Here is a 13,064-nt window from a genome sequence, read left to right on the forward strand (position 1 = left end):
TGGCTTATCTCAATATTGTTAACGTGATAACCTCAAAATAGGGTTAATTTCTTATCATTTATAATCTACACAGTTTGATAAAAACAACTTGTCGAAATAAGCCACATAGTTGCTAAATCATGCCACTGACTTTTATTATAGCGTTAAATTTAAACCCCACTGCTAGCCCTATCGCTTCGGCTCGTTTAATATTGATCATCAACGATAGCAAACATCAGCGACCTCTCTAGCATTCACAAAACAAGCAATACGGAACCCAGTAGTGATATGGACAAACGCCTTTCTTCTCGAATTTCCAACTTAGTATTGATTGTTTTTCTAGTGGTCATAGTGCTGCTATCAGTAATAAAGTTAATATTCCCTGCTGAAAATTACCGCCAACAAATTACCGCCCAGTTAACCAATATAACAGGTCAACCTATCGAGATCAGTGGCGCTCTTGAGTGGTATTTATCACCCTTCCCTAGCCTTTACGCAGACAGTATTATCGCGCGCAACTCAGACTTTAGACTAGATGAAGTGAGTGTTTCATTTAGCATGCTTGACCTAGCGAGGTTTAAAGTGACTCCAACCGAGCTTAGGGTTGAGAAAGCTTACTCACTATTTAACGTAAAAGCAGAGCCGCTCTTCGAGCAGGCGACGATCCGTTTTAACCCAGCGGGCACTCTTCCTAATTCATTCGAATTAATTACCCGTCATAACTCCCTATTAAGGGGCGAGGGCTTAAACGTAAGAGGCCATATAGAACATCTCGATGCAGGTCGCTTTCATATTGAGGGAACACTAATCAATATGAGCGAAGCGAGACAAGGCGAAAAAGAGCCATTTGAAAACACCAGCCTTAATGTCGATTTAGCTCAAGGTGAGAATCCCAACGCTCATACGTTTGACTTGAGACTATCAGCCGGTGATCTGATCGTGTCGTCTAGCGGTCAATTAACAACATCCAAACAACAGGTGTCTGTCGAGTTTGCCCAAATAAAGACGCCCAATATGACGCTATCGGGTCAGTCCACTTGGCTGCGAGAGTCATCATCAATCCACAACACATTTCAGGGCAAGCGTATTGCGATTCCAGATATTTGCTTTGAAAAGCCTTACCGTTCAAACAGCGTCTATTGCTACGACCTTGCAATGCTGATGATGCTTCCAGGCCAGAACGCCCTGCAAGCCAATACGTTAGACGTTCATCAGCAAACCCTGAAAGATTTAAATCTTAGTTGGCAAATTTCCGATGGGGAAATTATTATCAATCATGCAACGGCTCAGGCGATGGGTGGCACATTAAACTTAAACGGAGGCTTTGTACTGGCTTCAAGTAGCTGGAATTTTTCTCTGCAAAGCCAACAAATACAGATAGAAACACTGCTGAGTGCATTCGATCTCAAACCCCAACTTTTTGGTACCGGCAGCATAAATCTTACAGGTAGCGGCGAGCTTAAAGACAACTCACTCGAAAATCATAAGATTAGCGGCGAAGTCGTTATTACCAACGGCAAAACGGCGCTATTTAACCTCGAAAAAGAGCTCTGCACTCAGGTTAAAGGCGTTGTCATTACAGACTCTACCACTACCCCTTTTCAACGTTTAACGGTAAGCATTGAAAAAGAAAATAATCATTTAAAAATACCCTACTTTATCAGTCAGCTTGATGGCGCGACTATTAGTGGACAAGGCAAGGTGACACAAGACAACAGCGTTAGCCTCAATATGAATATTAAGCTTGATAAGCAAGAGTGGTCACTCTGCAAACTCCCTCGAGCCCTGACCGGTGTAGACTGGCCACTCACCTGCAAAAAACAACTTAGCGGTGCTGGAAACTGTAATATTAATTTTAAGCAAATGGGGTTAAGTGCACTGCTTCTTGCTGAAGACCCCGAGCGAAAAGACAAAGCTAAACAGCAATTTAAAGAACTAAAAGAAAGCAAAAAAGTAAAAAAAGTCCTTAACCGATTAGAAAAATGGTTAGAGGAATAACCAGGTTTAACCAACTATTGCATTAATCATGCAGCCGCTCACGATTAGCCTATACTTTTATGAACAATTAACAAAGTATTGCTCAGAGGGCACGATGGACTGGTTAAACAAAAGTATATTTAACAAACTACTCACCATCATTGGTGGGGGCTGCGTAGTAATCACATTTGCTGCATTTTTTTATTTCAGTAAAGCGTCTTCGGGTTTTTCAGCTTATCAATCAGTCATTAATGTCGACGACCGTAACGCGATAGAAGTATCTATCATACTGGCTGAATTCAAAGGGCAAGTTCAAGAGTGGAAAAACATACTGATTAGAGGTTCTGACCCCAGCAACCTTAATAAATACTGGGGTCGCTTTGAAGAGCAGGAAGCTAAAGTCCAATCAATGAGTCAAGCGCTAAAAAAGCACCTTACTAAGCCACAAGAGATCGACTTGATCACCCGTTTTCTAGCCTCACACAAAAAAATGGGACAGGATTATCGCAAAGGCCTTGCAGACTTCAAGGCAGCCAACTTTGATATAATGAGTGGGGATGAAGCCGTAAAAGGTATTGATAGAGAACCCAGTAAGTTACTCGCTGATGCGGTAAGGTCTATTCAAGATGATGCGAAGGCTCACTCAATCAAAATTGAAGAGGAAGTGCAATCTGCAACAATTATCGCGGCTGGGTTACTTTTTGGCAGTATTGTGATTTTCGCAGCAGTAGCGCTTTCTACCGTCAACATTGCACTAGTAAAACCTAGCAGAGAATTAGCTAAAGCAATTGATGACCTTAGCCAAGGCTACCTCAATAACGACATTTCGATTCATCGACGTGATGAATTAGGCACACTCGCCGATGCATCGAGAAGACTACAATCCTTTCTTTCGGGCATCTCTAAACAACTCAAAGAAACAACGGTTAGTTTAGATCAAGCCTCAGGTTCACTCAGTACCGCTTGCGAGACAATGACTGAAAATGCACAGCAAGGCCATTCGCGCACAGATCAAATAGCTGCTGCAATGCAAGAAATGACCGCCACAGCACAAGAAGTGGCTAGCCACGCAAGCACTGCAGCCGGTTTAACCGTCGACGCTGACTCAGCGTCCAGTGATGGCCTTAAAACCATGCATCAGGCACAGAGTTCAATCAATCGATTAGCTGAGCAAGTCGAAGACAATGTAGAAACAGTGAATACACTGGCTGAAAAAACAAATAACGTAGGTACCGTTCTCGGCGTTATTAGAGCTATCGCTGAACAGACCAACCTGCTCGCACTCAATGCTGCGATTGAAGCGGCTAGAGCAGGAGAACATGGCCGCGGTTTCTCGGTTGTAGCAGATGAAGTCAGAACACTAGCGCAGCGCACTCAAGAGTCTACCGCGGAAATAGAAGGCATTATTGATAGCGTTCAAGAAAGTGCTAGAAATATGGTGACGGTAATGGAAAGCAGCCGAACCGTAACCAGTGAAAGCGCATCGTTCTTTAACGATGCTACCGTAAAACTGGAGCAAATATCAGGCAGTATTTCTGATATCACGTCTCTAATCGAACAAGTGGCGACTGCAGCAGAAGAACAAACCAGTACCTCTGAAGAAATCACTCAGAATGTCACTGAGGTTGCAGGACTTACCGAAGAGACAGCAGAAATAGCAGAGCATACTCGCTCTACTTCAGATCAACTATCCAACTTATCATTAACCACCTCTAAACTGAGTCAACAATTTAAATCTTAAAACTATTGCTTAGCATCAGGTGTTATTAAGCGATAAACATACGTGGCATGTTCCCCTGCGAGCCGTCGGGGGAATACCGCAACAGCCTCACCATAGCGCTGAACAGGGTTATAACTCATCCGCCATGCACCGCCTGACCATAACCAAGCAGCCTGTTGCTGATACCATGCATCTGCAACACGTCTTTTAGTTTGATACTCTTTTGCAAGCTCTACCCCTTCATTCGTGATAATAACCCCTTCATAACGCCCTTCTGATGACTGGGTCTCTAGCCAGCTCAACGCCTGCTGAATAGCCGGAGGGGTGAATGGCAACTGATGAGCCTGCAACAGTGAAAAGGCAACGACCATTGATGCTAACGCTGCCGTTAATCTAACGTATAGCGTTTCAATCGATGACAGCATTAGTGAAATAATCATCACCGCCAACACCATGACTGGGAGAAAGTGACGTAGATTATCGGGGTTTTGAAACAATAATGTCCACAGTAGAATAAACACAAAACTAACAATGAGCCCCTGTGCGGCCCTATGCTTAACCCATACTACACAACATCCTAGCAGCAATATTACCGTTAAACACACTAACTGCCACTCACCCCCAATATAATCAGAGACAACATACCACCACGACACTCGAGTAGTCTCATTAAGGCTGGTATTGCCCCAGACTAAAAAGTGCCCACGAATAAACCGATACGCCTCCTCAAACAGTGCAAGACCATCTTTAGAGTACATATAAATAGCGCTCAACAATAACGGCACGCTAATAGCCATTATGATTAGCTTAGTCTGATGCCGGTGCTGTCGTAGCAGGAAGCCTATCAACGGTAATACAAGCAGAAGGTACGAGGGTCTAATAGTCAGCATCACACCCGATAAAAACCCAGATAGCACGGGCTGGGCCCTTAACAAAAATAACAGTACGAGCAACCAGCTTAACAAACCAGGCCCATCTGATAAGCCACTTAATGCTACCGATATCAACAACGGCTGAAAATAGAGTATTGCTGCCACTGCAAGTGGAATATAGCGCCCAACCTGAAGCGTATTTAAGATCAGAAAAACAACTACAGGAATCATCGAAGTCAGCATTAAGACCACAATATGCAATGCCTGATAGTCACTTGAAAAGAGCCAACTCAACGATTTAACTAAAAGTACGAGGCCTGCATAGCCGGGAAAGTGAGGAGAAAACTCAACGACGCTAAAATGACTGATACCGCGACTCAGAAAAAGCGCATCGTCATTAGCTGGTAGAGCTGGAAACTGACACCAGTGGTATAAGGTTACGGAGACTAACGTAAGCAGTAAAGTATAAATGAATATCAAGCGAGGCGCCTGAGCACGCCAACCTATAGCAGGAATCCCAAGCATTATTCAAATAGACTAATGGATTCAAACAGCACCTGCTTAGCTTTTTTAAACTTCTCGGGGTTAGCAGCTACCGCACCAGCACCAAAAACACCCGGATTTCCTAACGACTTAAGACAACGTTTTATTGATTGTGCCGCCATCTCCGCGTCATCATCGTCTAGCTCTACAATGATGGTATTAAGAAAGCGATTACTTTTGGCAACGAGTATTTTAGATTTTTGATAATCATTGATATTCTCTTCTGCAGAATTGAGGCGACGTTTAATTTCCAATGCAAAAACGGTGTTCATGATATGGATAACAGATGAGCGGTCTTTATTGTTTACCGCGTCTTTCAATCGACCCGTTAGTTGAGTTGGCATCACTTTTTCAAGCTCAACGAGCTCTGGCGTTATTTGCTCAAGTACCAACAACGCCGCCTGTTTGTCATCGGCCAACATCGCTCCAATTAACGCTTCTCGTCCCTCTATCAACGGCTCTTTTCCCGCTTCTGAGTATGAATAGGCACTTACCTGCATAGAGGCCAATATCAATAGCCACAGCCCGATTGATCGAATGACGATATTAACTTGTTGATTATTTCTCATAATCGTTTCCTTATGCCACACTTTGAGTTTCAATCACGGTTTTTTCGTTGCGAAACTCAAAGATTTTCTTACGATAATCCTGCTGATCAATGATCGATTTTGCAGCTAACTGTCCCATCTCCATGGCGGTGTCGGTAAAAATGTAGCGGAACGTGCCTTGCCTGCCACACATCACCAAGTTGGAATACTGATTTAGCTGTTCGGCATTTTTATTACGCTCACTCTGATAACCCTTATTCATCAATGGGTAGGCATATTCAGCGTAACTCGAAAAACACTCTCCGGTGGCTTTATTCATGTTGACACCTAAACGGCTCATATCCTGTTTAGCTCGTTCGAATAAACGCCGATCATCCATTGACCATAGTTCATCTCCCTTCCAGCATGGGATCTCAAGCATCATTGAAGTTTTCCCCTCAGGCGCCATAAAAGGCGAACGACGCCTTGGTTCTTGCAAGCGAGTGGCTAATATATCGGGGTCCGATAGATACTGCCAAGTGTGAGTGGAAATATTTTCCATATCCATTGGCATATTAAGAAATCTCAAGGCGCGAAACTTTAGTGCGCTTTGTTCGCCCAAGAAACTCATCATCAGTGGCATCGGCAATGTTGATATTACATAGTCAGTATCCAGCTCCATTACCTGCCCTTGCTGCTTAAAGGATACCGATTTAATCTGCCCTTTTTCTTTTCTGACGCCCGTCACAGGAGCGTTAAGCAACACCGTGGCGCCATTTGCTTCAAGACGCTCTTTTAAACGATCAAATATCGCCCCAAACCCATACTTGGGGTAGCGATAACTTCTCGCGTAGGTGCGTGGAGTGCTGCCATTACCAGGCAGTAACCGTCGAGCGACTTCTTTTAAATCAATCAGGCTAATACGCTGTGCGGCCCAGTCAGCAGATAAGTCTTTTGGGTCAATGCCCCATAGTTTACCCGTATAACCTTCAAAGAAATGGCGGTAGAGTGTTGAGCCAAAGCGAGATTCGATCCAGTCTGCAAAACTAGCGCTTTCACGATCATCGACCGCTTGGGTAAACGGCAAAACAAAAAGAAGGTCTTTTGCCGCACCTGAGAGCAAACTCCAGGGCGCATTTTTAAGAATGTTACCAAGCGCTAGTGGATAGTCATAAGTTCGACCACGATAACGAATAACACTGCTGCGGATTGAGTGCAGTAAGTCATCCTCCATTAGCGATTCGATAAAGGCAAGTAGCTCAGGGTTGTGAGTAATAAACCGATGCCCACCAAAATCAAAGCGATAGGTTCCAGCTTGCCCTTCAAAAACATGCGTAGCGGCAAGGCCGCCAACACGCTCATCGGCTTCTAAAACCGTAACAGAAAAGCCTGCTTGCTGGAGTTCCCATGCGGCCATAAGGCCAGCGGGGCCGGCCCCTAGCACTGCAACACGATGTCCTTTTTTGCTTAATTCCACTAACACTCCGCTTTTAAGTAATAAGCTCAACATTCATACCGTAAGCCGGTTTGCTAAACGCAAATGGGTTACTGCGTAAACCGACCTTCTATTCGATTTAATTCCAACACTGGTGGGTCTGTCAATTCTGGCACTTTAGCTTTCACCGCATTGGTGACCCACTGGGGATAGATTCGGTACATTAATTTTGACTCAACCTGTAGTGGGTATACCGCATCACTTGGCAATTCAAAGATTTCATCTCGATAACCGTCAGCTGGAATTCGCGTATCTTTCAATAATTTTTCATAGCGCCAGAAAATTAACCCTAGGGGTTTACCTTCTTTATCACCAAAGACCTTCATAAACACGCGAGCGTCAGTCCCTATATTGCCCGCTTCGTCTAGGTATCCGCTTTTGAAAACTGTTTGGCCCGTTGCATCCACCGCCGTCACTTGTAGCCAAAACTCTCTAAAATCGGCAACTCCGGTTGGCAGCGCGTGGCCAGCACCGATGTTATTGACTCTTACCGTCAGTTGATTGTCAGATATGGATTGCTCAAGGCTGGCGGAAGTTTTTAGCAGCTCAATACTCATCTTTTCTAGTTCTGGGTTTCTTAACCCCACTAAAAAATGATTGGCACCGGTAAACTGATGCGTCACTACATTTTTCTTTACTCGTCCGCCATCTGTTGAAATACCTGGGACGTCTTCCCCTATTTTAGAGATATCCCCATGCATATGGCAGGCAATACAGCCTCGGTGTTTTTCTGGGTTTTCAGGATCATTAAATGATGATTTCTCCCACTCTCCCCAAGTATCGACTACCATCGCACCCAAACCAGGTGAAAACTCATTATGGCAGGACTTACAGTATTGCTCATCTTTGTAAAATGGTTGCGAGTAAGATTGTTTATGTACTTCTGGCTTTGCATTAATCTGACTTTCACCGAGCCACCGCAGTACCGGGTTGCTGCTATTTTCAAACACGTATTGTTCGCGGTCTTTAAGGTTAACCGTCATAGCGGCATTGCCACCCACATCTTCCAAACGGCTAATTCGGTGGCAGAACAAACAGCCGGTGCCCTCTTTAGGGCCATGTTTTCCTTCAGCTAGCGCTTCTTTTAACGATGAGCCCTGTTTCTCAAACATGTCATTGCCATGCCCTCTAAATGGCAAACCTACAAGCACTCGCTCAGGGTTATGGCAGCCAGAACACCAAGCTCTAAATGCTTCACCCTCTGTAGCCGCAGCAAGGTCTTCCATGATTCTGTAATAGGGATTGGATTCAGACATCAGTCGGTGGTTTGAGTCTACCCACTGCTCAAACATATCAGAATGGCAGCTTTCGCAGGCTGCAGAGTTAATCCACTCATCCTTGTGTACTGTACGACGTGTTCCATCTTCCAGTCGTAACCAGTTGGCCAAATAAGGTAAGTTATGAGAAGCGGTTATATAGCGATGAAGTGCACCCATCATCTCGTAAACTTCGCTATCAGGCGTTGCCGCATCAATGGGCTTAGCGCCATCACGGTCATCATGCCCCATACCACCTTGGGTATCCTGAATCATCCGCACATAGTCACGCAAAAAGTCCCCAGCGACCATTTTGTTCAAGTTGCCGTGGCCGAGTACCGCATTCTCTTTTTTGTTTTCGTTTCGACCTTCAACTAAGTATTGATTGGTAAAATTAAAGCCATCAAGATGGCAACTATTACAACTCATCCAAAAGTCACCGGCCATTGGGTATGCTTTGTCCTCACCGGTGTTGGCTTGATTAAACAACCTAACGCCTTGGCGAAGTTCGGCACTTAACGGATCTTTGCTAACCGTTTTATACAGCGGTGCTTCTGCAACACTAACCCGGGAAAAAGGCGAGTCGCCTCCTCGGTCTAACCGCACTACATCATGGCTCATGGCATTTTGCACAAACAGGCTGCCTCCGTTAAGCAATAAGCCTCGTGGGTTATCGCCAGGAATAGGCCTCAGAATCTGATTAACCTTCGCGCCGCCTTGGGGTAACTTGCCCTTGCGTCGTTTGCTTCGTTTTTTATTTCCAGTATTCGCACGAGAGCGGTCAAACACCATCAGATCTTCACTGCCCGCCAATGTCACGTAAACTTTTTTCCCGTCTGGCGAAAATTCGGCATCATGAGGGTTAGAGACAATTCGGGTACGGTTACCGTTGTCGATAATATTAATCTGCTGAAATAACTCTTTCCGATAGCCAATTTTTTCAGCTTCTTCACCCGGCGTTAAAGACACTATAGAAATTGCGGGGAAAATAGTCGATTGAAACTGAAACGGGTGATCAAAATTCCACAATACATGGGGCAGCCACGCTTCATGTCCATCAGGCGATATCGCGATATCATCAAGCAGGCGAGGCTGTCCCTGAGAAACAAATTCATCACTATTCGATGTTTCTTCAAGTGTTATTAGCTTACTTAGGAGGGGTTTATCACTTGCTAGCGACCATACTGATAGTTGGCCTGTCATGGCGTGAGTCATTAACAAGCGTCCATCTGCGGTTAATGCTAACCCTCTAGGCGTTTCGGGTGTCTCAATTTTTACAATTATCTGACCTTCTGTATCAACTCCCAGTAAAAGGCTTGCTTCAAATAGCGTGACCCAATATAGCTTGCGAGATATATCATAAACCACACCGAATGGCCGACCTTGTACGTTCAACTGGTAGTCTATTTCTAGCGTATTGGCATCCAACCAAAACAGCTGTTCACCCAACGTATCGGTCGCTAAAATTTGTCTTTCATTAAGCCCTAATGCTAATCGTCGTATATCGCGGCCAATTGTGTTTTCTAGCTTATTTTGAGTGTTGGAAAGCGTTGCCCGCGTAACACTTCCGGCATCAAAGTTGGCTGTAAATAATTGACCTCCGCTTTCACTATAAACAATTGAGCTACTTGCCACAGGCAAAGTCGCCGAACCTTCAGCCAGCGCAACATTAAACAAACTGCAGAAGAAAAACAGTACTGGAAAGAGAGGTAATGCAGTCATAGGGCGTAGAAGATTACGCGTAAACTTATTAATAATTAGCTCCAGATTAATCGATTGGTAGTGTGTACTTACTTACTTAATTACTTGTTACCCAGTGTGACCATAGCGGCTTTAAGACCGACCACTTAGCCGCATGCCTAATCAATAGCGGCATCAATACCAACGCTGTTGTTAAGTGCACCATATAAACAAGCCAATCAACATCATCCCCTCGATTACCTAGTAACACCAGATAGATACCCGAGGCCACACACCCCAATAAAATATAGTCTATTAGTTGCCCAGTCACTTTTAAAAGTTTCTTTTTCGAACGTGTTAAAAGCCTGCGATGTGCGAACCAGAAGGGCGCAACCGTCAGCGGAAAAAGCAATAAGCTGGATATCACATGCGCAGCTAATAGAAGTCGTTCAACCTGCCAGGGCACCGCCACTTGGTTCCATAGAAAAAAACCTGTCACAAACATAAAATAAAGTGACCATTCCGCAGCCTTATTACGGTATGACAACCCTTGCCACCACTGCGAAAGCGCCTCACTAAGACTAACGCCCGAATGCTCTGCAACTGCTTCTTTCATTTCTTAAAATACCATTACAAAAGCCTAAAAAGGCTAACTGGATAAAAAGTTCTAAATGAGTTCAAGTCTCATTTACATTATCCCAAGATTCTATTGCTCTATCTTGATAACCATCAACCGCACTCTAGATATACGTTATTTTTACATGTTATTTCTAATATTCAGAAACGACAAAACGGTGAGTATTCTCATACTCACCGTTTTCGCATTAACGACTGACTTATTTAGAAACGCGAACCGCCCCACCAAATACCATTGCTCGACCGTGCTTTCCACCTGCTGCCGTTACTTGGGGAACATTATCCGCATCGGTGTCACCGCCTTTACCTTCAACAACATTCTCACCAGAGTCACCCAACCATTCAGCTAACTGCAAACCTTGTTGAGTATCAAAGCCGTTGATTACCGTGCGGAACCAAACAGTGTAGCGATCGACTAGTGTCGCTAGCGTAAGGGATTTTTCTTTTTCACCTTCATTATTTTTAAGGTGTAAAATAGCCTCACGCAATCCACCAGATATAGCTGCAGCAGTCCAAGGGGTTTGTTCTGTCACGCCACCTTTCAAACTCCAAGTAGCAAGCTCGGCATCAAAGTATTCTTTTTCTACTGCAATATATAGTGCTCTTGCTTCATCTCTAAAACGTGATTCGCCAGTTGCAATAAAGGCTGCAGACAACCCTCGAATAGCGGCAAACTGAGCATCAAGTGATTGAGACTTATCTTGCTTACCTGAAATCACGATGCCATCAGCCACTAGACCATTTGGTGCTTTAAGTTTAGAAACAATAAACTCAGCCTGACGACGGATCATTTCTAATGCGCGTTTACCCTGCTCTGTTTTAAGGTCTAAATCGCTTGCTTCAGCTGATGCATAACCAACGGGTAACGCATCTTGAGCCCGTTGAAAAATAGACAACGCAACAATCGAGTATGCGGCGTCATAAGTCGTTACGTGTGCTCCTTGCTTACCATCAAAAGTATCAACAAACGTACCTGCCTTATTGTTAAAATGTAGTGTATCTATGTTTTTGAATAACATAGACGACAGATTGCTCGCCAATGAGAAGCCATCGGTAGCCGCAACATTGTTATTCGTTTTCACATCTACATTAACTGCAGGTGCTGCCGCAAAGGGTTGACCGTCAAATACGGCACGAAAAGCAGGGTTCTGAGCAGTATTTTCGCTTCGCTGGTCGGTAAACGCAAAGTACTCACTTGTCGGCCACAACAACATCCAAGTATCACGAAGCGTTGATTCAGCAGCCGTTACGGTGAGTTTTCCAATCGCATTAACGCCATTTTTCTCAGTCTCTTCGACCTTAATCGCATGAGGGAACCAAACAGCCCCCTTAGTGGGGTCATAGTTAGGCGTTACTGTAGCGCCTAACTGTTTGCCATCAAAACCTAGCTGATCTTGCAGCATTAACATTTTATCAATTGAAAGCTCTGTGAGTATCACGCCATTTAACCCATCAACCGCAGACACCCCTAACGCATGCTTGCCATCTTGATCCATCGCCGCTGACTCCGCTTCTACTTCTTCATCACCTTCGATGACATGCATGCCACCCAAAAAATCCTGAGACCACATGACTTCTTTTAGTAGAATACCGCCCACAGCTGCCGGCTCGATAATAAGTTCTCTTTCACTTTTGACCCAGCTCAGCGTTTTGTAATCACGGTAGTAGGCTGGTATTAACGCTGTCGTCTTTAAACTATTGCCCTTTGCATCCAGCAACTCAATCTCATCTTTATTCACAGTCGTCATATCAATCGCTTCGGAAAATTCCGGCAGACCGCTACGATAAGGTAATGTAATAGGGTATAAGTTAAGGGGAATTTCTTCTGCTGGGTAAGCGACTGATTTTGCCAACGCTACAAACCGCTCGCCCAGGTGTTCCATTTTACCGCCACGCGCTAGGTTTTGAGGTCCATTAACCAAGTGTGGCCCCATCTTAGACTGATAATTCAGTGCGTACATCGCTTCTTCTGAATATTCGTAGCTTTCAATACCTGCGGCATAATCGAACGTTGTAGGTTGGTTCAACAATGATGGATCAAGCACATCTAGATCTAGCCCCAAGCTTTCCGCCAATGGCTCACCAGACAATTCAAATTCTGTATAGGCTAGCATGCTTGCAGCAGTGTTAAATCGATAATCGGTCACGTCTACTTTCGGAGAAGCGCTGGTAACACTGGGCAGAGATGACAGGGTTGCTGCAGCCGCCACGACAGCTGAAAAGACTTTTGAGCGTTGAAACATCAGATTCCTCACAAATCAAACAATAATGATTATCAATAACAATTAAGACATCATAACAGATAGTTTCAGATGGGAATAGTTCTTATTAGCAATAAAATATCTTCAACTATTCGCACACATTCCCTGTTAATATTCA

General features: G+C 44.4%; 8 protein-coding genes. 2 read left to right on the top strand and 6 right to left on the bottom strand.

Annotated features, from left to right (window positions below):
- Positions 1-267: 267 nt before the first annotated feature.
- Positions 268-1,977 (top strand): AsmA-like C-terminal region-containing protein, encoded by a 1,710-nt coding sequence (locus tag NKI27_RS17925; RefSeq protein ID WP_265047378.1) that lies wholly within the window; start codon positions 268-270, stop codon positions 1,975-1,977.
- A 94-nt stretch (positions 1,978-2,071) separates the two neighbouring features.
- On the top strand, positions 2,072-3,697 hold the full coding sequence (locus NKI27_RS17930) for a methyl-accepting chemotaxis protein (RefSeq protein ID WP_265047379.1): 1,626 nt from the start codon (positions 2,072-2,074) through the stop codon (positions 3,695-3,697).
- Positions 3,698-3,699: 2 nt separating this feature from the next.
- On the opposite strand, the gene NKI27_RS17935 is transcribed toward NKI27_RS17930, so the two are convergent.
- The 6 genes from NKI27_RS17935 to NKI27_RS17960 form a co-directional block, all read right to left on the bottom strand.
- A complete protein-coding gene (locus tag NKI27_RS17935) occupies positions 3,700-5,028 on the bottom strand; it encodes a hypothetical protein (RefSeq protein ID WP_265047380.1) in 1,329 nt (442 codons plus the stop codon).
- A gap of 44 nt (positions 5,029-5,072) precedes the next feature.
- Positions 5,073-5,660 (bottom strand): hypothetical protein, encoded by a 588-nt coding sequence (locus tag NKI27_RS17940; RefSeq protein ID WP_265047381.1) that lies wholly within the window; start codon positions 5,658-5,660, stop codon positions 5,073-5,075.
- A 10-nt stretch (positions 5,661-5,670) separates the two neighbouring features.
- Positions 5,671-7,095: an FAD-dependent oxidoreductase gene (locus tag NKI27_RS17945; RefSeq protein WP_265047382.1), complete on the bottom strand. Its 1,425-nt coding sequence runs from the start codon at positions 7,093-7,095 to the stop codon at positions 5,671-5,673.
- 68 nt (positions 7,096-7,163) lie between these two features.
- Positions 7,164-10,091 (bottom strand): YncE family protein, encoded by a 2,928-nt coding sequence (locus NKI27_RS17950; RefSeq protein ID WP_265047383.1) that lies wholly within the window; start codon positions 10,089-10,091, stop codon positions 7,164-7,166.
- Between the two features lie 76 nt (positions 10,092-10,167).
- Positions 10,168-10,665 carry a hypothetical protein gene (locus tag NKI27_RS17955; protein ID WP_265047384.1) on the bottom strand — a complete coding sequence of 166 codons (498 nt, stop codon included), beginning with the start codon at positions 10,663-10,665 and terminating at the stop codon, positions 10,168-10,170.
- A 220-nt stretch (positions 10,666-10,885) separates the two neighbouring features.
- A complete protein-coding gene (locus NKI27_RS17960; protein WP_265047385.1) occupies positions 10,886-12,928 on the bottom strand; it encodes a hypothetical protein in 2,043 nt (680 codons plus the stop codon).
- Between the last annotated feature and the right edge of the window lie 136 nt (positions 12,929-13,064).

Source organism: Alkalimarinus alittae, assembly GCF_026016465.1.
GTDB lineage: Bacteria > Pseudomonadota > Gammaproteobacteria > Pseudomonadales > Oleiphilaceae > Alkalimarinus > Alkalimarinus alittae.

Excerpts from the sequence above, each read along its gene's own strand:
- NKI27_RS17960 (WP_265047385.1), bottom strand. The coding sequence starts at position 12,928 with ATGTTTCAACGCTCAAAAGTCTTTTCAGCTGTCGTGGCGGCTGCAGCA.
- NKI27_RS17950 (WP_265047383.1), bottom strand. The coding sequence starts at position 10,091 with ATGACTGCATTACCTCTCTTTCCAGTACTGTTTTTCTTCTGCAGTTTG.
- NKI27_RS17925 (WP_265047378.1), top strand. The coding sequence starts at position 268 with ATGGACAAACGCCTTTCTTCTCGAATTTCCAACTTAGTATTGATTGTT.
- NKI27_RS17940 (WP_265047381.1), bottom strand. The coding sequence starts at position 5,660 with ATGAGAAATAATCAACAAGTTAATATCGTCATTCGATCAATCGGGCTG.
- NKI27_RS17930 (WP_265047379.1), top strand. The coding sequence starts at position 2,072 with ATGGACTGGTTAAACAAAAGTATATTTAACAAACTACTCACCATCATT.
- NKI27_RS17955 (WP_265047384.1), bottom strand. The coding sequence starts at position 10,665 with ATGAAAGAAGCAGTTGCAGAGCATTCGGGCGTTAGTCTTAGTGAGGCG.